The organism is Chitinophaga sp. ARDCPP14 (genome assembly GCF_051362515.1).
GTDB lineage: Bacteria > Bacteroidota > Bacteroidia > Chitinophagales > Chitinophagaceae > Chitinophaga.
In genome coordinates this window covers 35,475-56,401 of sequence record NZ_JBKIXB010000004.1, presented here as the reverse complement: position 1 = coordinate 56,401, position 20,927 = coordinate 35,475, and the positions used below count along the sequence as shown (strand labels likewise).

18 protein-coding genes are annotated in these 20,927 nt (G+C 47.3%); 15 read left to right on the top strand and 3 right to left on the bottom strand.

The genetic code is table 11. The annotated features are described in order from the left end of the window. The first annotated feature begins 20 nt into the window (after window positions 1–20). The 15 genes from ACLHR0_RS12635 (at window position 21) to ACLHR0_RS12565 (ending at window position 16,426) form a co-directional block, all read left to right on the top strand. Window positions 21–1,166 carry a glycosyltransferase family 4 protein gene (locus ACLHR0_RS12635; RefSeq protein ID WP_436487021.1) on the top strand — a complete coding sequence of 382 codons (1,146 nt, stop codon included), beginning with the start codon at window positions 21–23 and terminating at the stop codon, window positions 1,164–1,166. Between the two features lie 11 nt (window positions 1,167–1,177). After that, on the top strand, window positions 1,178–2,104 hold the full coding sequence (locus ACLHR0_RS12630) for a polysaccharide pyruvyl transferase family protein (RefSeq protein WP_436487019.1): 927 nt from the start codon (window positions 1,178–1,180) through the stop codon (window positions 2,102–2,104). Between the two features lie 3 nt (window positions 2,105–2,107). Next, window positions 2,108–3,466, top strand: a complete 1,359-nt coding sequence (locus ACLHR0_RS12625) for a hypothetical protein (protein ID WP_436487017.1) — start codon at window positions 2,108–2,110, stop codon at window positions 3,464–3,466. Then, window positions 3,463–4,539 (top strand): glycosyltransferase, encoded by a 1,077-nt coding sequence (locus ACLHR0_RS12620; protein ID WP_436487015.1) that lies wholly within the window; start codon window positions 3,463–3,465, stop codon window positions 4,537–4,539. The genes ACLHR0_RS12625 and ACLHR0_RS12620 overlap by 4 nt, the downstream gene beginning before the upstream one ends. Window positions 4,540–4,548: 9 nt before the next feature. Beyond that, entirely contained in the window at window positions 4,549–5,679 is a 1,131-nt protein-coding gene (locus ACLHR0_RS12615; protein ID WP_436487013.1) for an XrtY-associated glycosyltransferase XYAG1, read from the top strand. Then, window positions 5,680–6,585 carry a glycosyltransferase family 2 protein gene (locus tag ACLHR0_RS12610; RefSeq protein WP_436487011.1) on the top strand — a complete coding sequence of 302 codons (906 nt, stop codon included), beginning with the start codon at window positions 5,680–5,682 and terminating at the stop codon, window positions 6,583–6,585. 6 nt (window positions 6,586–6,591) lie between these two features. After that, complete coding sequence (locus ACLHR0_RS12605; protein ID WP_429050693.1) at window positions 6,592–7,173, top strand: WcaF family extracellular polysaccharide biosynthesis acetyltransferase; 582 nt, start codon at window positions 6,592–6,594, stop codon at window positions 7,171–7,173. Continuing rightward, the gene (locus ACLHR0_RS12600) at window positions 7,170–8,603 is read left to right on the top strand and encodes a capsule assembly Wzi family protein (RefSeq protein ID WP_436487009.1); all 1,434 of its coding nucleotides are present in this window, start codon (window positions 7,170–7,172) and stop codon (window positions 8,601–8,603) included. Before ACLHR0_RS12605 ends, ACLHR0_RS12600 begins: the two co-directional genes overlap by 4 nt. Before the next feature lie 18 nt (window positions 8,604–8,621). Then, complete coding sequence (locus tag ACLHR0_RS12595; RefSeq protein ID WP_436487007.1) at window positions 8,622–9,857, top strand: WcaI family glycosyltransferase; 1,236 nt, start codon at window positions 8,622–8,624, stop codon at window positions 9,855–9,857. 34 nt (window positions 9,858–9,891) lie between these two features. Next, on the top strand, window positions 9,892–11,277 hold the full coding sequence (locus ACLHR0_RS12590) for an undecaprenyl-phosphate glucose phosphotransferase (RefSeq protein WP_370908270.1): 1,386 nt from the start codon (window positions 9,892–9,894) through the stop codon (window positions 11,275–11,277). 58 nt (window positions 11,278–11,335) lie between these two features. Further along, window positions 11,336–13,477 (top strand): catalase HPII, encoded by a 2,142-nt coding sequence (gene katE, locus ACLHR0_RS12585; RefSeq protein WP_436487005.1) that lies wholly within the window; start codon window positions 11,336–11,338, stop codon window positions 13,475–13,477. Window positions 13,478–13,538: 61 nt separating this feature from the next. Continuing rightward, window positions 13,539–14,204: an epimerase gene (locus ACLHR0_RS12580; RefSeq protein ID WP_429050689.1), complete on the top strand. Its 666-nt coding sequence runs from the start codon at window positions 13,539–13,541 to the stop codon at window positions 14,202–14,204. Window positions 14,205–14,446: 242 nt separating this feature from the next. Further along, the gene (locus ACLHR0_RS12575; protein ID WP_436487002.1) at window positions 14,447–15,136 is read left to right on the top strand and encodes an NUDIX hydrolase; all 690 of its coding nucleotides are present in this window, start codon (window positions 14,447–14,449) and stop codon (window positions 15,134–15,136) included. A gap of 4 nt (window positions 15,137–15,140) precedes the next feature. Then, complete coding sequence (locus ACLHR0_RS12570; protein ID WP_436487000.1) at window positions 15,141–15,686, top strand: 2OG-Fe(II) oxygenase; 546 nt, start codon at window positions 15,141–15,143, stop codon at window positions 15,684–15,686. Between the two features lie 8 nt (window positions 15,687–15,694). Continuing rightward, window positions 15,695–16,426 (top strand): metallophosphoesterase family protein, encoded by a 732-nt coding sequence (locus ACLHR0_RS12565; RefSeq protein ID WP_429050687.1) that lies wholly within the window; start codon window positions 15,695–15,697, stop codon window positions 16,424–16,426. Window positions 16,427–16,481: 55 nt separating this feature from the next. Here the strand turns inward: ACLHR0_RS12565 and ACLHR0_RS12560 are convergent, their stop codons facing one another. The 3 genes from ACLHR0_RS12560 to ACLHR0_RS12550 all read right to left on the bottom strand — a co-directional run bounded on the left by ACLHR0_RS12560 (window position 16,482) and on the right by ACLHR0_RS12550 (window position 20,878). After that, window positions 16,482–19,031 (bottom strand): outer membrane beta-barrel protein, encoded by a 2,550-nt coding sequence (locus ACLHR0_RS12560; RefSeq protein WP_370908264.1) that lies wholly within the window; start codon window positions 19,029–19,031, stop codon window positions 16,482–16,484. A 96-nt stretch (window positions 19,032–19,127) separates the two neighbouring features. Beyond that, window positions 19,128–19,838 (bottom strand): LytR/AlgR family response regulator transcription factor, encoded by a 711-nt coding sequence (locus tag ACLHR0_RS12555; protein WP_436486997.1) that lies wholly within the window; start codon window positions 19,836–19,838, stop codon window positions 19,128–19,130. Then, window positions 19,838–20,878, bottom strand: a complete 1,041-nt coding sequence (locus ACLHR0_RS12550; RefSeq protein WP_436486995.1) for a sensor histidine kinase — start codon at window positions 20,876–20,878, stop codon at window positions 19,838–19,840. Before ACLHR0_RS12550 ends, ACLHR0_RS12555 begins: the two co-directional genes overlap by 1 nt. Between the last annotated feature and the right edge of the window lie 49 nt (window positions 20,879–20,927).

Sequence of the window (20,927 nt, the reverse complement as noted above, 5' to 3'; positions counted from 1 at the left end):
ACGGTAAAAAAACATCAGCTATGAAAATATGCTTCATTACACTAGGGGATATTAAATTCATTGCCACCATGAAACGGGCGATAGGCATGGCCGGACCGCTGCTGTCGCTAGGCTGGGAAGTGTCTATCATTGCGCAGGACAGTGAAGAGAACCGGAAACGTATAGCCATGGAGTGTAGTGAGGCAGTGAAGGTATATTACTATCAGCCTGGCTCCGCAGGAGAAGAAGTCAGGGTTAAAACAGAGCTGGTAAACCAGATTGCACCAGACTATGTGTTATTCTGTTCTTTCAGTTTCCGTAACCGTATTTCCAAAGGTAAGCTCAACGTAAAACCCAAAATACTTATCGAACATTCGGAGCTGCCTTCCGGTATCCCCGACAATAAAGGCATCCGTAAGCTGGCTATGCTGGCGCTGGAGTATTGGTCGGTGTTGTATGCCGATGGATTGCTGTGCGCCAGCAAGTATCTCTGTAACGTATATACGAAAAGGGCGGCGCAGCTGTTCCGTAAACAACTTCCGGTGTTGTACTCGCCTTATGCATTCAATAATGATGTGATAGCGTCGCCGCGGATCCGCCTGGATGAATTGCAGGATGCTTATAAAGGCAAAACGATACTGATCTATATGGGCACGCTTACCCGCAACTATGGCCTCTTTACCATGTTGCAGGCAATGGAAATGGTAAGCAAGGAAAGAAGTGATGTGGTATTAATGTTATTGGGACAGGGCCGGCACATGGCGGAAGCAAAAGCTTTTGTCAAGGAAAAGCAGCTGGATGCGCAGGTTGAATTCCTGGGCTACGCACCCGAAGAAGATCTCAGTTCCTGGTTCACCGCGGCCGATGCATTTATTTCCCCGCTGAATGATACTGTGCAGGACTGGGCGCGTTGTCCCAGTAAGATTTACATGTACCTGCCATTTGACAAGCCGGTGTTTACCTGTGCTATTGGCGAGCCATTGGAAATATTCGGGCACCAGGGATATTATTTCAACAACAATGCGCCGGCATCACTGGCGGTATTGATCAGCAAACTGGCTAATGGCAAGCTGGCGCCGGCAACGGTGAATAGCGAAGCCCACAGCTGGGAACGACGGGCAGTTGACTTTACGGCATGGATCAACAGTAACGATGCAGTAAAAGTATTACGTATTGCTAACCTGTAAATGACTACAACGTGGATTATGTTTATTATAAAGATCCCAAAGGCAATTTTGGTGATGACCTGAACGGGTGGCTCTGGCCCAAGTTATTTGGCGAAGGAAATATCAATGATCCGGAAGCATTCCTGGGCATTGGTTCCATCCTGTTCGACGGCTCTCCGCTATTCAGGGATATACCGGACAAGTGCAAGATTGTTTTCGGCACAGGCGTAAGGCCTTCTCATCAAACCTTCAGTCTTAACAGCAGCTGGGATATCCGTTTCCTGCGGGGCCCATTGTCGGCCTACGCGTTTAATAACCAGTTCCCGTACATCGCTGATGCTGCCTACGCTATCCGCCAGCTGCCGGAGTTTGATAAATTCCTGAAGATGAAGAAAAAGCACAAGGTGAGCGTGATTCCTTATTTTAAATCAGTGCCGTTTTTCGATTGGGAAGCACTCTGTAATAAACTGGGTTATAATTATATCTCACCACGGTCGGAGCAAGGCGTAGAACATACGTTGCAGGAAATCGCCGCATCGGAGTATGTGATTGCGGAAGCCATGCACGGCGCCATCCTCGCCGATGCGCTACGCGTGCCCTGGCACCGCTTTATATTATCCACGCCACATACGGAGGGCAGTGGTGTGGCTGAGTTTAAATGGATGGACTGGCAGGCTGCTATTCAACTATATAATATCAATGCTACACCGGTAAAACTTTATCGCAAATCATTTCTTCACCAGAAAATTAAAACCCTCTCCGGCAATCGCATCAGCGCAGAATTTATGGCCAGGGATATTGTAAAAACAGATCTGTTGAAAACACTGCAGGGTGTGAACGGTTTTTATTTATCTGAAGAAGATGTTATCAGACGTATTGATAATAAGATTCATGATCAGACTTTTTTGTTGAGAAAAGAAAAGTGCATGGATAAATCATCTTTCATCACAACACATTAATATATGCAGCAGGAATTTATTTTATCAGCAGGAACAGGACATTTCTTTTTTGGTTTTCATGACCTGGTAGCTTGGAATGCTGCAGGTGATAAATTGCTTGCATTACAAACACCCGACATTACTGTTCCCCCGGATCCGCGCATTCCCTGCGGCATTGGCTATTTCGATGCAGCACAGCAATTCCGCCGGATGGGAGACACCTACGCTTATAATTATCCACAGGGCGCCCGCCAGCAATGGATCGGCGATACAGATACTTTTATCGTGAATGACCGGGTTGATGATGTATGGGGTTCCCGGATATATGATACAAATGCCGGCAAATGTGTGAGTGTGTTGCATCAGCCCGCCCATGTGATCACAGATGAAGGCGTTGCCTTTGGTATCGACTACGCAAGGCTGTATCGTGTAGGAGGATATGGATACACCGGTATTGCTGATAAGTATGCGCACGTTCACGTACCTGATAACTCCGGTATTGTAAAACACAATGTATATACCGGTGAGCAAACATTATTGCTGTCTATTGCTGCTGCCGCTAATTATAAAATCAATCCCGCTTTGGGACAACATCATTATATCACGCACCTGCTGCTGAATCCCTCGCAGCAACGGCTGGCCTTCCTGCACCGCTATAAGTTAAAAGACGGAGGTGAAACCACGCGGCTCATGACGATCGGTGTGGATGGCAGCGACCTGAAATGCCTGGCTACAGGCTTTCTCAGTCATTTCGACTGGAAAGATGATTCACACATCGCTATCTGGGGCAGAACAGGCAGTAACATCGAAAAACTGCGTGGTTCCCTGTTGTATAAGATGATGCCTTCCGGATTGATTTCCGGGGGAAAGAAAGTGCTGAAGAAATTATTGTATACAAAAGAGAAAGGTGCAAAAGCGGTAGCGCCTTTCAACTGGTTGTTACTGGAGGATGTGGATAACGGGGCGCCGGCTATGCTGGCAAAAGATATTATTACAGAAGACGGGCATCCGATGTTTTGCCCGGCTGACCGCGACTGGATGATTTGTGATACTTATCCCAATCAACAGGGAATCCGGACGCTGTTCCTTTTCCAGTACAGCACACAAAAGAAAGTGACGTTGGGTACTTACCGTATGATTGACGATAAACCTGATCTGAAGCAGGCGCACCCTTTACTGGCCGGCGTGGAAGAAGGGGTGTTAAAAGCGTTTTCGCTGGAACAGATGGCCTTTACACGCAGCGGTCTCCACTGCGATTTACACCCACGCTGGAAGCGTGATGGTAACGTGGTGGCGTTCGACTCCATCCACGAAGGCCGCCGCATGATCTATGGTTATGATGTGAGCAGTATTATTCATGCACATAAAAATGTACTGGTATGATTGCCATTCTGCAGCCACTGGTGCCGCATTACCGCGAACATTTTTTTAACCGGCTCAATGAGCAGGCGCCTTTCGATCTGTATTGTTATGATCAGGCAGATGCTATCAAACAGCAAAACCTGTCTGCCGGCAATACTGCAGTGAAGCAATTGCCTGCCTGGAGCATAGGCCCGTTTGTGTTATATAACCCGTTACGTTTTTTTAATAAAGACTATAAGGTACTGGTGTTGATGCTCAATTTCGCGCATCTGTCTACCTGGATGATCCTGTTGCTGAAACCCTTGCTGAAACAAAAAGTTATCCTTTGGGGACATGGTATTTCGGTGAAGAGATATGTGCAGGAAGAACAACGACCCAGCCGCCTGTTGAAATGGATGATACAACTGGCCGATGCTACCTGGTTTTACACACCAAAAGAGATGGCGCTCTGGCAACAGGAAATGCCGGGGTTAAAGGCAGTGGCTTTGAACAATACGATTTCTGAAGTGGAAAAGATTATGCAACGGGAGGCGCCCGATAAAGCAGCGCTCCGTGAAAAGTATAATATCCGCTCAAAACGGATACTGATCTATTGCGCCCGCTTTAATGAAACCGGCCGTCGTATTGATTTGCTGGAGAAGCTGATGCAGGAAACTGATCCGGAGCAGTATGGATTTATCATCATTGGGGCAGGTAAATACAAGCCCGACTTCAGTAGTTATCCACATGTACATGACTTTGGGGCGGTGTATGATCCGATTATAAAACAGGAGCTGTTTGGTATCGCCGACCTGTATTTTCAGCCGGGATGGGTGGGACTGTCGGCGGTGGAAGCAATGGCTTATGGCAAGCCGGTATGCACTTTTAAGCGCAGCGAGGAAGTACTGCAGTGCGTGGAATATAGTTATGTCCGCGATGGCTACAACGGGCTGATCTTCGATAGCATGGACGAGTGTTTGTATGTGCTGGATCAGTTGTCAGATGAAGAGATCACCAGGCTGGGGCAACATGCCAAACAATTTGTGGGAGAAAATCTAACCATGACGGCTATGGTGGATAATGCTTTTCACTCGCTGGATTCAATGAATAAATAACCCTTGTTTATGAAGATACTTTTTATTGTTCCGTCCTACAAACCGGCCTACGTGTACGGAGGTCCTATTGTAGTGATAGCGCGGCTGGCAGAGCAACTGGTGTTAATGGGGCACCAGGTGGAAGTATATACTACCACGGCCAACGGCGCCAGGGAACTGGATATAGCGGCTAATACCACGGTGATCATGGATGGGGTGAAGGTAACCTATTTCAAAAGAATCACCGGTGATCACACGCATGTGTCGCCGGCATTGTGGAAAGCAGTTTGGTCTAATGCAAAACAGTTTGATAAAGTACATATCCACTCCTGGTGGAATTTCCTGGTAATGGGCGCTTCCTTTATCTGTAAATGGAGAAAGCTAAAACCACTGTTGTCTCCGCATGGCATGTTTTGCGACTATGTGCTGACGGCGCGGAACAACCGGAAGAAGAAACTGCTGCACACGGTGATGGGTAAACGTTTGCTAAAGAATACTTACCTGCATGTATCGTCGGAACTGGAGTGGAAGGAATGCCGGCAGGTGAATACTCACTGGGAGGGCGGACAGGTGTTTAACCTCGTGGATTTACCGGAGGGGAGTTTTGTGCGGAAAGAGAACGAGGTATTTACCATCAGCTTTCTTTCCCGGGTAGATCCCAAGAAGGGATTGGATCTGCTGATCCGTGCATTAGCGAAGGTAACATTTCCCTACCGGCTGCAGATTGCCGGCAGTGGTGATGCGCAGTATATAGCAGTATTAAAGGATTTAATTGCGTCGCTCGATATGGATAATAGCGTCGAATGGGTAGGTTGGAAAGGCAGTGAGGATAAATTTCATTTCCTCGCTGCCACCGACCTTTTTGCGCTGACCTCCCGTAATGAAAACTTTGCCATTGTAGTGATTGAATCGCTGTATGCCGGTACCCCGGTGCTGATCAGCGATCAGGTGGGACTGGCAACCTATGTGCAGCAGCATGACCTGGGCTGGATTACCGGAATCGATAGCGTGGAGATGATTACAGCGCAGCTCACTGCTGCTTACCAGGAAAAGGGGCAACGGCAAAGGATTACACGGTCTGCCCCTTTACAGATCCGTAATGATTTCAATGATGCCACGCTGGCATCGTCTTATGTAGAACTGTATGAAAAATGTAGCTAGATGAAGATCGCGGTAGTTATACTCACATTTAATGAATCGTTGCACCTGGCACGCTGCCTGGAGAATCTCCGGCAAATAACGGATGAGCTGTACGTAATAGATGCTTTTTCAACAGATGATACTGTAGCGATAGCGGAAAGATATGGCGCAAAGGTTTTTCAGCGTAAATGGGTGAATTATGCCAACCAGTTTCAGTGGGCATTGGACCATTGCGGCATTGAAACACCCTGGATCATGCGCATGGATGCAGATGAATACCTGGAACCCGGACTGGTAAAAGAAATCCGGCAACGGATGGATAAAGTGCCGGACGGTATAACAGGCATATATATACGCCGCAAGGTGTTATTCAAAGGTAAATGGATCCGCTTCGGCGGTTTCTACCCGCATACCCTGTTGCGGATATGGCGCAATGGGGTAGGCAGCATCGAACAGCGCTGGATGGATGAACATATTGTATTGTCCGACGGCGCTACGATGCTGTTTAAAGAACATATTGTAGACGATAACCTGAACTCCATTCACTGGTGGGTAAACAAGCATAACAACTACGCCATCCGCGAAATGGTAGACCTGCTGAATATCCGCTATGGCTTCTGGCAAACCGATGAAAGGCTGCTGCGGGAGAGTGGAACGCAGGCCAAACGCAAGCGATTCCTGAAAGAGAAGGTGTACGCTTCTATGTCGCCGGGAATGCGGGCCTCGCTGTATTTCCTGTTCCGCTATATACTGCGTTACGGTTTCCTTGACGGCTACAAAGGCTTTCTGTTCCATTTCATGCAGGGGTACTGGTATCGTTTGCTCGTAGACGTTAATGTGCAGGAATTTCAGCAAAAGCTCGATGGAAACGAAAGCCGGGAAGATATTATGGCGTTGCTAAAACAGGATTATAACATTCATATCTGATATCACATGACCACTAATCTTGCTGCATTTAATACAGGCAGTTATTATGCCGGCCCTAAGTGGAAAGTGCTGTTATGGTACTTCTGTAACTACTATATTTTCAACAGTGCTTTCCCCTGGCCTTATGGGTTCAAAAGTAAGCTGTTGAAGCTGTTTGGCGCCCGTGTTGGGAAGGGACTTGTCATAAAAACAAAAGTTCGTATCAAGTATCCATGGTTGCTGACCATCGGCGATCATTGCTGGATAGGGGAATCGGTGTGGATCGACAACCTGGCTGCGGTAACGCTGGGAGATCATGTTTGTCTCTCACAGGGCGCCTTGTTGCTTACCGGCAACCACGACTATAAGCAACCGGATTTTCCTTACCGGCTTGGTCCTATTCATATTGAAAATGGGGCCTGGATAGGCGCTATGGCGGTGGTGTGTGCAGGTGTTACCTGTGGCAGCCATGCGGTACTTACGGTGAATAGTGTGGCATCAAAAGAGATGGAACCCTGGCTGATTTATTCCGGGAATCCTGCAGTGGCAGTTCGCAAACGGGAAATGAAGGGACATACAGTAACCCTGCTAAATACAGCGGCTATATGAAGAAATGGTGCTTACATATCGCGTTAATAATGGGCCCTGCCACGGCAGTGGCGCAGGTTCACTTTACGGATTCGCTGGAGGTGCATGCCGGTGCAGTAGGAACTGTTGCTTCGAAAGACTACCAGCCGCTCTGGCTCATGGCGAATCATTTTGGCACTATCAGCGATCGTAAAGGAGATGTGTCTACCCATGTAGGCTTCAGCAACGGGCATGTATGGAGGGAGGATTATTACGTCAGGTATGGGCTGGATGTATACAATAACGACCAGTTTCATCAAACATTTATAGAGCAGGGATATGTGAAAGCCGGTTACAAGCACTGGGAAATCAGGGCTGGACGGTATGAGGAAATCGTCGGGGAAACAGACAAGGACCTCAGCAGCGGCTCTATGGGAATCAGCGGCAATGCGCTCCCCATCCCGAAAATAGGGATCGCGGTAACGCAGTATACCGATATTCCTTATACGAATGGCTGGCTGCAGTTCAAAGGGCTCATCAGCCATGGCTGGATGGGAAACGATCAGTACATCAAGAACGCCTGGCTGCATGAGAAAAATTTCTACCTCCGCATAGGGAAAAGAAAACTAAAGTTATTTGGCGGCATACAGCATTATGCGGTATGGGGTGGTAACCGGAAAGATCTGCCAAAGATCACCGCTGACTGGCAGGGGTTTATGGATGTGCTGCTTGTAAAAACGAAGGATGATGGAACCGTTGGCACCACCGATATACAGCCTAACCGTCCCGGCGATCACCGCGGTATTATAGAAGGGGGGATTGAGTGGGAAAACGACCAGTTGTCGCTGCGCCTGTATAATCAAACTCCTTTTGAATCCGGGCAGGGCATTGATATCCGGAACATCGACCGGCTCCTGGGCATTGTGTATACCAATAAGCAAGCCGGCAGCTGGCTGGAGAAGATTACAGCAGAGTTTCTTTATACGAAACAGATGAATGATTTCTTCCCGTTGCACCAGCGCGAAAGCTACTACAACAACGGCGTATACCTTACCGGCTGGGATTATCATGAGCGCGTGATCGGCACGCCGTTGTTCATCGACCGGGATCGCGGACAGTATTACTTCCCCAGCATGAAGCCATTCAATTGGAATGATCCCAAGGATTCGCTGAGAGCAAAAGGAGGGAATATTATTAACAATCGTGTAATGGGAGTGCATATCGGCGCACTTTATCATCTCCCGAAAAAAATTACCGGCAGAACATTAATTACCTACACACAGAATTATGGTACCTACACCAATACCGCCCTTTTCAAACCAATGAAACGGCAATGGTATACACTACAGGAGTTCCAGTACCAGGTGTCGTCGAAAGGACTTGCCCTGAAAGCATCCATAGCAGTGGACCAGGGACAGCTCTCCGATAACGTGGGATTTATGTTAGGGGTATTGTGGAGTTGGCGGAAATAATATTTAAATATAACGTATATGGGTAAACGAATATTACTGATAGGCGGCAATTTTTCACCCGAGCCAACGGGAATAGGAAAGTACAACGGAGAAATGATCAGTTGGCTGGCAGATAACGGGTACGACTGCACGGTAATAACTACTTATCCTTATTATCCGCAATGGCAGGTGCAATCGCCCTATGAACGCTCCAAGAACTGGTTTAAAAAAGAAGTACATCCGCAGGGAAAGGGAAAATTAACGGTGTACCGTTGCCCGCAATATGTGCCTGCAGAGCCTTCCGGCAAGAAAAGAATGTTGCAGGATTTTTCTTTTGCAGCCGCTGCATTCGTAAAAGTGATGCAGCTGGTATGGAAAAAGAAATATGATATAGTAATTACAGTGGCGCCGCCGTTTCACCTGGGGTTGCTGGCTGTTCTCTATAAAAAACTACGAGGCGCCAGCTTCGTGTATCATGTGCAGGATCTGCAAATAGAGGCCGCGCGCGATTTACAGATGATCCGCTCCCCGCGGCTGATTAACACGCTGCTGAAACTGGAAAAGATGATTCTCCGGCAGGCGGATCATGTAAGCAGCATAGCAGACGGGATGATCCGTAAAATAAGTGACAAGGCGGGCAGGGAAGTATTTTATTTTCCAAACTGGGTGGATGTAACACAATTTCATCCGCTAACGGATAAGGCTATATTAAAGCAGTCGTTCGGTTTTTTGCCCACTGATAAAATTATATTGTACTCCGGCGCCATCGGTGAAAAACAAGGGCTGGAAGCCCTGCTGCATGCTGCTGCGTCCTGGCAGCACCGGGAAGAAATGAAATTCCTGATCTGTGGTTCCGGCCCATATAAAGCCAAGCTGGAACAGGTAGCATCGCAACTGCAGTTAAAGAACACGATCTTTTTTCCATTGCAACCGCTTGCACAGTTTAATAACTTTTTGAACATGGCAGACGTACACCTGGTCATACAAAAATCACATGCCAGCGATCTCGTGATGCCATCCAAACTAACGACCATACTTGCAGTGGGCGGCATTGCACTGATTACGGCCAATGAGGGTACCGGCCTGCATGAGCTGGTAAGCCGGCATCAGATGGGCATCCTCGTAGAGGCGGAAAACCAGGAAGCCCTTCAAACAGGAATAGGCAGGGCCGTATGGGAAAATACTGCCGACATTGCAAGGAATGCCCGTGAATTTGCAGCCAGCCACCTTTCCATTTCGGGTGTGATGACGCGCTTTAAAGAACAGGTGGCGTAGCGCTTTCTTTTATTGATCAACCATATTCTATTTTATGCTGAACCGGTATCTCAAAATTTGCAGTATCCAGTTGATTGTGCTGGATTTTATCTGGCTGAATGTATTGTTTTTTTTAACCAGCTCCTGGTTGCAGCGGTACGACCGCATGCAGGATATTAATGTGGATATTTTCCTCGTGGTATCAAATCTCTCCTGGCTGGTTGCTTTATACACTACCGGTATTTATTTCCTCAGTCAGCAGTTGTCGTTTGACCGAATCGCCCGCAAAACCATACAGAGCATATTGTTGTACCTGTTGCTGTTGTTGTTGTCCTTGTTTCTGACCAAGCAGTTATATTCCCGGTTGTTTATCCTGAGCTATTGCTCCAGCTTCCTGTGCATGGTATTGCTGGGCCGGTGGCTTTTTTACAAGGTAACCCGGCATATCCTGCATCGCAGCGGCGTGGAAAAGAAAGTGGTAATCCTCGGGTATAATGATCTTTCCAAACAACTGGCGGATCAGTTGATAGGAGATAACAGCAATCTCAAGTTTGAAGGTTATTTTGAAGAATACAGCAACGTGCATGAGTTGTCTTACTACCCGGTGATAGGCAACCTGGAAGCTTGCGTGCCTTATGCACAGTCTAACAATATCCGTGAAATATATTCCACATTATCTCCCGAAAAATTTCCTTACCTGTATACTTTGGCAAGGGAAGCAGAATTAAACCTGATTCATTTCCGCTTTGTGCCCGATTTCAAGTTGTTTGTAAACAGGCAGATCTTTGTGGATTACTTTAATAACATTCCCATTATTTCATTGCGTTCTGAACCGTTGGATGATATTGCCAACCGCATCCGTAAACGGGTGTTTGATATCATCTTCAGCAGTCTTGTAATTGTTTTTATTCTTACCTGGCTGATCCCTTTGCTGGCGCTGCTAATCAAGCTGGAATCGCGTGGACCGGTGTTCTTTATTCAATATCGTACAGGCCGTAATAACCTGAATTTTCCATGTTTGAAACTGCGGAGTATGTATGTGAATAACGAAGCGAACGCGAAGCAAGCTACGCGGCATGATAGCCGGTTTACGCGGATCGGTCGTATCCTGCGTAAAACAAACCTGGATGAAATGCCGCAGTTCCTCAATGTTTTTATGGGTGATATGTCTATTGTAGGTCCCCGGCCACATATGCTTCGTCATACCGAAGAATTTTCCCGGGTAATCCAGCAATACATGATCCGTCATTTTCTGAAACCCGGTATTACCGGATGGGCGCAGGTTTGCGGCCTGCGTGGAGAAATTACGGAAGAATCGCATCTGCGCAAAAGGATTGAACATGATATCTGGTATATGGAAAACTGGTCCGTATATCTCGATCTCCGTATTATATTTTTAACGATCAGGAATACGATTAAGGGAGATGAAAATGCGTTTTGAATAGGTATGGTTTGTGTGAATGATTGGGTCCTGCCTCATCATTAAAATCACCAAAACCATGGCAAAGAAAAAAAATCCTATTATCGGAACGTCAAACAGGAAAGTGGATAGTCTTACCCCGCATACAGAAGAAGGGGTGGACCAATTCCTGACAACTAACCAGGGAGTGCGCATTAATGATAACCAGAACTCGCTGAAAGCGGGCGAACGTGGTGCGTCGTTACTGGAAGATTTTATTTTAAGGGAGAAAATTACACACTTTGACCACGAACGCATTCCGGAAAGAATTGTGCATGCACGGGGAGAGGCCGCTCACGGCTATTTCCAGGTGTATGAGTCTATGGCGAAGTATACAAAGGCCGGTTTCCTGCAGGATCCGTCGAAACAAACACCGGTATTTGTCCGCTTTTCCACAGTAGCGGGCTCACGCGGCTCTACTGACTTAGCCCGCGATGTGCGCGGCTTTGCGGTAAAATTTTATACAGATGAAGGGAATTATGATCTTGTAGGTAATAACATGCCGGTGTTTTTTATCCAGGATGCGATGAAGTTCCCGGATTTTGTGCACGCCGTTAAACCGGAACCACACAACGAAATGCCCCAGGCTGCTTCCGCGCATGATACCTTCTGGGATTTTATATCTCTCGCACCGGAAAGCATGCATATGATCATGTGGGTGATGAGCGATCGAGCTATTCCCCGTAGCTTGCGTATGATAGAAGGATTTGGCGTACATACTTTCCGTTTTATCAATGCGGCAGGTGAGGGCAGTTTTGTGAAATTCCACTGGAAGCCTTTGCTGGGCGTTCATTCCGTGGCATGGGATGAAGCGCAGAAGATCTCCGGTAAGGACCCGGACTTTCATCGCCGCGATCTGTGGAATGCCATTGAATCCGGAGCTTATCCCGAATGGGAATTAGGCGTGCAGATAGTGGCGGAGGAGGATGAACATAAATTTCCCTTCGACCTGCTGGATCCTACCAAAATAATTCCTGAAGAAGTAGTACCGGTGATGCGTGTCGGTAAAATGGTATTGAACCGTAACCCGGATAATTTTTTTGCGGAAACAGAGCAGGTGGCCTTTCACCCCGGGCACCTCGTGCCGGGGATAGACTTCACCAATGATCCGCTGTTGCAGGGAAGGTTATTTTCCTATACGGATACGCAGTTGTCGAGACTGGGCAGTCCCAATTTCCACGAAATCCCCATCAACCGCCCGATAGCGCCTGTGCATAATAATCAGCGCGATGGTCACATGCGGCAAACCATCAACCGAGGTGAAACCGCTTATGAACCTAATACGATCAGCAATGGATGTCCTTTCCAGGCAAAAATGAAAGACGGCGGTTTTACTTCTTATGAAGAAAGAATAGATGCTAAAAAGATCCGTGGCCGCAGCGAAAGTTTCTTTGATCATTTCAGCCAGGCTGCTTTATTTTATAACAGCCAGTCGGAAGCAGAGAAAAGGCATTTGATCAACGCCCTGCGTTTTGAACTTGGCAAAGTAACCCGTACGGATATACGCGAGCGGATGGTCGGGGTCTTGACACAGGTCGACCGGTCACTTGCCGCGCAGGTGGCTGAAGGCCTGGGATTACCAGTCCCGGAGAAACCGGAGTATCCTGTTAACCACATACGGCCTGCGGATGCGGATGTGGAAAGTTACGAGCCGAGAACCGTAAAACAGCAGGTAGATACTTCTCCGGCGTTGAGCATGGCCAATACCGTGAAAAATACGGTGAAGTCGAGGCAGGTGGCTTTCCTGGTAGCAGACGGCGTTTCCGGCAAAGACATCGCTCAGATGAAAGCAGATCTGGAGGCCGCAGAAGCGCAGGTGCAGTTGATTGCGCCAAAGCTGGGTATCATAAAGGTAGATGGCGGCGCAGACCTCGAAGCCGATCAGAGCTTTCTTATGGCGGCATCTGTATTGTTTGATGCGGTATATGTACCAGGAGGCAAGGCCAGTGCATCCGTGTTAGCCAAAGAGCCGGCAGCGCTGCATTTTATCAACGAAGCCTATAAACATTGCAAGGCGATTGCGGTAAGTGGTGAAGGCGTAGAAGTGCTGAAGAAAACCTATCTGCAAACAGAAAATAATGAACCTGGTCTGTTACTGAACAAAAGTAGTGATGACTTTATAAACGCCATTGCACAGCATCGTTTCTGGGAAAGAGAAGTCAATGACAGTATCCCGGCATAGATATTTTATTAAGTTAAATGAAAGGTTTAAATTCAGGGATATCTGAAATTAAAATATTCCTATGGAGATAAGAGCCATTATTACAGGAAGTACCGGGATGGTAGGAGAAGGGGTGCTGCACGAATGTTTACTTCATCCGGATGTAAAGGAGGTGTTGGTGATTAACCGCAGGCCCTGCGGCGTGCAGCATCCCAAGCTAAAGGAAATCATTCATGAAAATTTTTATGACATGCTGCCTATCGCTACAAAGCTGCATGGATATAATGCTTGCTACTTCTGCCTGGGTGTTTCTTCTGTGGGAATGAAGGAGGACCGGTATAAGCGGGTCACCTATGATCTTACCATGGAAGTGGCTAAAACACTGGCCGCGCTCAATTCAGATATGACCTTTTGCTATGTTTCCGGTGCGGGCACCGACAGCTCGGGGAAAGGGCGCAGCATGTGGGCGCGGGTAAAGGGCAAAACCGAGAACGACCTGCTGAAGCAGCCGTTCAAGGCGGCGTATATGTTCAGGCCGGGGTTCATGCTGCCTACCGATGGACTGAGGTATACCCAGAAATACTACAAGTATATGACCTGGGCTTATCCGTTCTTCCGGCGGGTTTTTCCACAGTGGGTGTCCACGCTGGCAGAAGTAGGGCAGGCAATGATCAATGTTACCCGTTTTGGCTATAAGAAACCAGTGCTGGAAGTAAAAGATATCCTGACTTTGGCCCATCATCCATAAATACTGGTAACCTTCGGGATAGCGGTCTACTTTATATAGATACCGGGGTGTATATTTGCATCTTGTTACTTTAACAGTGTAACAGTTGTAGGTTATGAGATGACTGGAATAATCCTATCCCGGGTCCAAATAAAAAAGGCGGTGCTTCGGCGCCGCCTTTTTGTTTACAGATAAAATCCCCTCATTTTTAGGTTATCTCCCTAAAAAATCTTTACTTCACGTTAAAATGACGCAAACAGAGTATGAAGTCTTTCCACGAGTATAAGAACCCCTCCCTGGCGGTAGACCTGGTGGTATTTGGTTACCACAACAATACCTTGTCGGTATTGCTGCTGAACCGTAAGGAGGAGCCGTTCAAAGACTGCTGGACCTTACCGGGCGGCTTCCTGCAAATGGAAGAGACCTTCCTGGACACCTGTTCCCGCATCCTGCAAACGAAGCTGGGCATGAAGGAAGTATTTCTCGAACAGCTTTATTCCTTTGACGCACCCGGCAGGGATCCGCGTGGCCGCGTAATAGCTGTGGGATATTACGCACTCATTAACCCCGCTAAATTCGATGTGGTGGCTGGTAGTATGGCCAATGATGTAAAATGGTTCAATGTCAGGAAAATGCCTGCCCTGGGCTTCGACCATAAACATATTTTTAAACAGGCGCTGCAAAGGCTCCGGTCAAAGATCCAGTATTACCCCGTAGGATTTGAATTGCTGGATGAACTGTTTACCATTACGGAGTTGCATGAACTGTATGAGTGTATCCTGCAAACAACCATCGACCGGCGCAACTTCCGCCGCAAAATATTGGACGCCGCCTACGTGATCAACACCGGCCTGAAACGCGAAGGGTTGAAGAACAGGCATCCTGAACTGTACAAGTTCAATAAACAACTGAAGAAAAATAGTTTCCAGATCAATATTCCCACTGAAACCTGATGTTATGGAAAAAATCACTTACACCTCCGAAATTTTTACCGTCAAAAATTTCCTCAGCACGGAAGAATGCGCCCAGCTCATAGAAAAAAGTGAAGCAATGGGCTACGAGGAAGCCACCGTAGACGTAGGCGGCGGTGTACAACGGATGATAAAAGGTGTACGAAATAATGAACGGGTCTTGTATAAAGACCTGGCTTATGCTACCTTTATCTGGGAACGGCTGAAAAATTTTGCTCCGGAAGGAAAAGAAAACAGAACGGCCTCCGGTGTGAATGAGTTGTTCCGGTTCTATAAATACAGCCCGGGACAACGCTTCAAAATGCACAAGGACGGCAGCTTTGAGCGGAACAGGTTTGAAGCCAGCCAGTATACTTTTATGATCTATCTGAACGAAGCATATACCGGCGGGGAAACCATTTTTGCTTCCGGCGAAATTATCCGCCCGGAAACAGGTACCGCCCTGATATTTCATCACCCGCTGCGGCATGAAGGTGCATTGCTTACCGCCGGTGTGAAATATGTGCTGCGAACAGACATTATGTACAAATAAAACAAAACATGCCCGCAACCTACGTAATAGGTGATATACACGGTGCGCTGAAAGCCCTCAAACAGCTGGTAGAGCGTATCGCGCCGAAAACAACCGATACACTGATTTTTTTAGGTGATTATGTAGATGGATGGTCTGAGTCTGCCGAAACCATCACCTGGCTCATGGAACTGGCATCACAACACACCTGTATTTTTATAAAAGGAAACCACGACGCCTGGTGCGAATCCTGGCTGAATGGCATAATGCCCGAAGCCTCATGGCAACGCAACGGCGGCAAAGCTACGGTAGACAGCTTCAATAAATTATCGCCCGCAGCGCTGGAAGGCCACAAGGAATTTCTGAACCGCATGCGCATGTATTACATCGATGACCAAAACAGGTTGTATATACACGCAGGGTTCACTTCCACCCACGGCCCCGCCCATGAAAGGTTTGAACCCATGCTCTATTGGGACCGAAGCCTGTGGGAACTCGCCCTGGCAATGGACCGCAGCATTCCGAAGAACTCTATGTTTTATCCAAAACGACTGCTGCAGTTCAAAGAAATCTATATCGGTCATACCCCTAGTCTTAATTACGGTGAGGAACTCCCCATGATCGCCTGCAATGTGCATAACATCGACACCGGCGCGGCCTTCAAAGGCAAAATATCCGCCATGAATGTGGATACGAAGGAAGTGTGGCAAAGTGATGCCGTGTATTTGCTATATCCGGGGGAGAACGGCCGGAATCCATAAAAAAAAGCACCGGAATGCCCTCGCATTCCGGTGCTTTAAACTTTAAAGCAACTTCTTACTGAATCACTTCCTGCATTCCCTGCATGCCTGCACCCATGTTCTTTCTCTTAAACAAGCTGGCGTCAATTTTACCAAACCGGTAAGCAAATGTCAGGCGCATCATCTGCGGGTCGCGCAGGCGGCTGTAATACTGTGTGAAATAATCGCTTTGTGAATATTGGTCAGACCAGCGTGTCCTGAAGATATCATTTATGCTAAAGGTCACCGAAGCCGCATTGTTTTTCAGGAAGCTCTTTTTGATGGCGGCATCTACACCATAAAAAGAGGCGATGTAGCCCTGTGAAGCATTCTGCGACTGCTGCATAGGCGGACCGGCCTGCACGTTCTTGTTGTCATTCACCGGCAGATTGGTTTTCGACTGGTAAGTGCCTGTGAGCTGCACTTCAAAATTTGCCGGCAGCTTAAAGGTGCTGTTGAGCTTACCAAACCAGCTCCAGAGCGCATCCTGCGATTGCGTTACATTATCTGTATTGATCTTCGAATTGTAGAGATTCACATTCGCGGTAGCGCTCCACCATTTGGTGAAATTATACATGGCAGTCACTTCCGCACCGGCAGAATAGCTGGAATTCGCATTGATATAAGTGTTCACCAGCAGTTCCTGGCCATTTACCGGATCGGTTTCCTTTGTGAGGTAACGGGTGATCAGGTTGTTGGTATGCCTGTAGTAGAGAGATGCCAATATGGTATTGTTTCCCTTCAGCGTTTTCAGGTACGACATTTCCAGTGAAGTAGTGAACTCCGGCACCAGCCCCGGGTTACCTTTTGTGATGTTCAGCTTATCGGTAGAGTCGGTGAACGGAATCAGCTGGAAGAAGTTAGGCCGGTTAATACGACGGGTGTAGCTCACCTGCAGTTCCTGGTCGTGTTTCAGCTTCTGGCTTAAAAACAGGGATGGGAACAGGCTTACCGGGTAGTTGTTGGAGAAATGCTGTCCGTTGTTGAGCAGATCACCCGTGTAGTTGGAACTTTCTGCACGTACACCTACTTTATAACCAAAATTACCAATGGTGTTGGATACGCTTACATAAGCGGCGTATACATTATCACTGTTTTTATAATTATTGGAGGCGGCAGGTATCAGTACATATTCCTTTGTTTCCGGGTCCAGCATATAGTTGTTGAAGTTGCTCTTAATTTTACGGACAGAGGCTCTCAACCCGGTTTCCAGCTTTAATTTACCATTGAAGGGCTTTACATAATCCGTTTGGATGGTCATAAAGCTCATGGCGCCATTACCCAGGATCTGTTGTATATCGCTGCCGCTGATGTTGCTGCCGGCATAACGGTCGGTCCGGTAGTCGGAGTTATTATCGCTCTTTCCGCCAAAATAATTGAAGTCGGCGGTCAGTTCTTCCCCTTCTTTAGGGAACAGGTGTTTCATGCCCAATACCACGCCGTTAGCGTTGAACTTGTTATGGGAACTGGAGTTACGCTGACTGAAGGACCTTATATCGCCGGCTTTATTCAGGGTGTCGGTATTAATATCGATCCTTTCAGAAGGATTCATGGAGCCATGCACCTTGATCCCGGCCACAGACAAGGTGGTACGGTTGGTAACAAACCAATCGAGTCCAAGTTTACCAAAAACGAAACCGCCATCTGTTTTGTTGGCGTTATATTGGTTGATGTTGGTGGCCGGTTCATCTGCAAAGTTGTTACGCTCGGTGGTACCATTGGTACGGCCTTTCATCTGGTTGCCCATTACGCTGGCGGAAATATTTACCTTATCCTGGCGCAGGTTAAAGTCCGCTCCACCGTTTACAGCGCCGCGTTTATCAACACCGGCACGCAGGTTACCATTGTAACCCGTTTTGCGGTTCTTTTTCAGCACAATGTTCAGGATACCGGCACTACCCCCGGACGCATCGTATTTGGCAGAAGGATTGGTGATCACTTCTACGTTTTCAATCGCATCCGCCGGAATCTGTTCCAGGGTGAGGGTGGTCGGGCGCCCGTCGATATACAGCTGCGGGGCGCTGTTACGCAAGGTTACATTACCGTCGATATCCACATTTACAGAAGGCACGTTTTTCATTACATCCAGCGCGGTACCACCGGCGCTGACGATGTTTTTCTCCACGTTAAATACCTTTTTATCGATATCCATCTGCATCAGCGGCTTGGTGCCGGCTACAGTAACGCCTTGCAGCTGGGTGGTGCTTACCGCCAGCTTAATATTGCCGAGATCCTTTTCAAAAGGAGGAAAGGTCACCGCTTGTTCCACAGTTTTGTACCCGGTGGCAGTGATCCGCAGTTTCAGCGGGCCCCTGCCGGGCAGATCCTCCAGGCTGAACTCACCATTGCCTTTGGTCAGCACGCCTTTCAGCAGTTTTTCCTTCATTTTTTTTGTGGCGCTATCCATACGGTTCTGCAGGATAATTACGGAAGCATAAGGAACGGCTTTACCATCGGGGTCAATAATTTTGCCATATACATGGCCGCTCATTCCCATACCCATCGGCATTTTGGCGCCTGCGGGAGGCTGAGCTACAGCACTCATTGAAAGCAAAAACAGGGTGATAAACAAATAAATCTTTTGCATTTTATATAAATTCAGATCATGCAAAAGTATACCCGCCAGATGGATAAAATAAATTAAATGAGATGAGTGGGGAAAAAACTGCTACGAACTGTCGGATCACTGACCGGCCTTTCCGGCAATAGCATATACTGCATCACGATAGGTGTCGCCCACCGGGAATTCCAGCGTGTCGAGGAATACACTGTTTTTCCGGATAGCAGTGATGGCGGCAATGGAAACGATATACGACTTGTGCACACGCACAAACCTGGAGCCGGGTAACTGCTCCTCTAATCCTTTGATACTCATGCGTGTAATAACCGGTTTGGGGTTGCTGTTCAGGTGGATTTTTACATAGTCTTTTAGTCCTTCTATCCACCGGATATCGGAATATACTACTTTCAGCAGGCTGTAGTCTACGTTTACAAAAAAGAAATCAGCTTCTTCCCGGGCTGTTTTTCCACCTGTTTTGAGCAGGAAAAGCTCCTGTGCTTTATTACAGGCTTTGATAAAACGCTCCAGGGACACCGGTTTTACAAGATAATCCGTTACCGCGAGGTTGAAGCCTTGCAAGGCATATTTTTCATAAGCGGTAATCAGTATCACCAGTGGTTTATTGGGCAGCGATTCCAGGAACTGTAACCCCGTAAGTCCCGGCATCTGGATGTCCAGGAAGATGAGGTCCACCGGCTGATGCCGCAAAATCTCCATCGCCTCAAATGCATTGTTGCATTTGCCGGTGAGCTGCAGGTACGGAACCATGCTGATATTGTCTTCCAGCAGGTCCAGCGCTAACGGTTCATCGTCTATGGCGATACATTTCATCATCAGTGGAGATTTAATTGCAAGGATACTATAAACCAGTCATCTTTTTTATCTATATGCAAAACATAATTATCTCCATATAACAAATTCAAACGCCTTTTTACATTGGTAAGACCTATACCACTGGTTTTATCTTTTATTTCGGAAGAATCTTTATTGAACCGGTTCTGCACAGAGAAAAATAACTTGTCATCCCGCGTATATAGCCTGATATCTATCGTAGCATCGGTGATCATGCCGGTACCATGTTTAAAAGCGTTTTCCACAAAGGGAATCAGCAGCATCGGCTCTATTTCATAACAGGTGTTGCCCGTTTCCAGCGATACCTGGATAGTTACATTTTTCCCGAAACGTTGCTGCTGCAGGTCGATATAACTTTGCAGGTATTCTGTTTCCTTTTGCAGCGGAACTTTGTCCTCATCCGCTTCGTACAGCATATAACGCATCAGCGACGAAAGCTTGATGAGAGAAGGTTCCAGCACATCCGACTTTTTACGCGCCAGAGATACCATGTTGTTGAGCACATTAAACATAAAATGCGGACTTACCTGCGAACGGAGCAGCGACAATTCCGTTTTCAGCAATTCATTTTCCCGTGCACTGCTTTGTCTTTCCAGCTTCATTTTATCTACAATCATCTGGAAGGCAGTACTGGCCGATAGTACGAAGAAAAAAGTGAAGAAAGTGAACAGGATGGCGGGTTTAATATCTATGTTATGTGGTTTCAGGAATATCTTTTCAAAACCATACCGCATGGTGCACATAAAAATAAATACCCCTACGATGTAAAGGATATAATCGACGATCTTCTTTTTATAAACCAGCTTCGGTATAAACACCCAGGCATTCAGGTAAAAGAACACCACCAATATCAGGTACGTGAAATACAGATACATGGCCCACGCCTGTTTTTCATCCATGCGGTCCCGGTCGTACTTTTCGTTGGTAGGATGTAACAAATAGGGGAGAGAGAAGAATATCAGCCATGCGAGGACATGCCTCGCTATTATTGCCCATTTCTGCTGGTACCATTCCTGTTTCATGGCGGCAAATTAGGGGATTTGTGTAATTATCAAGGCAGAGTTGCGACCA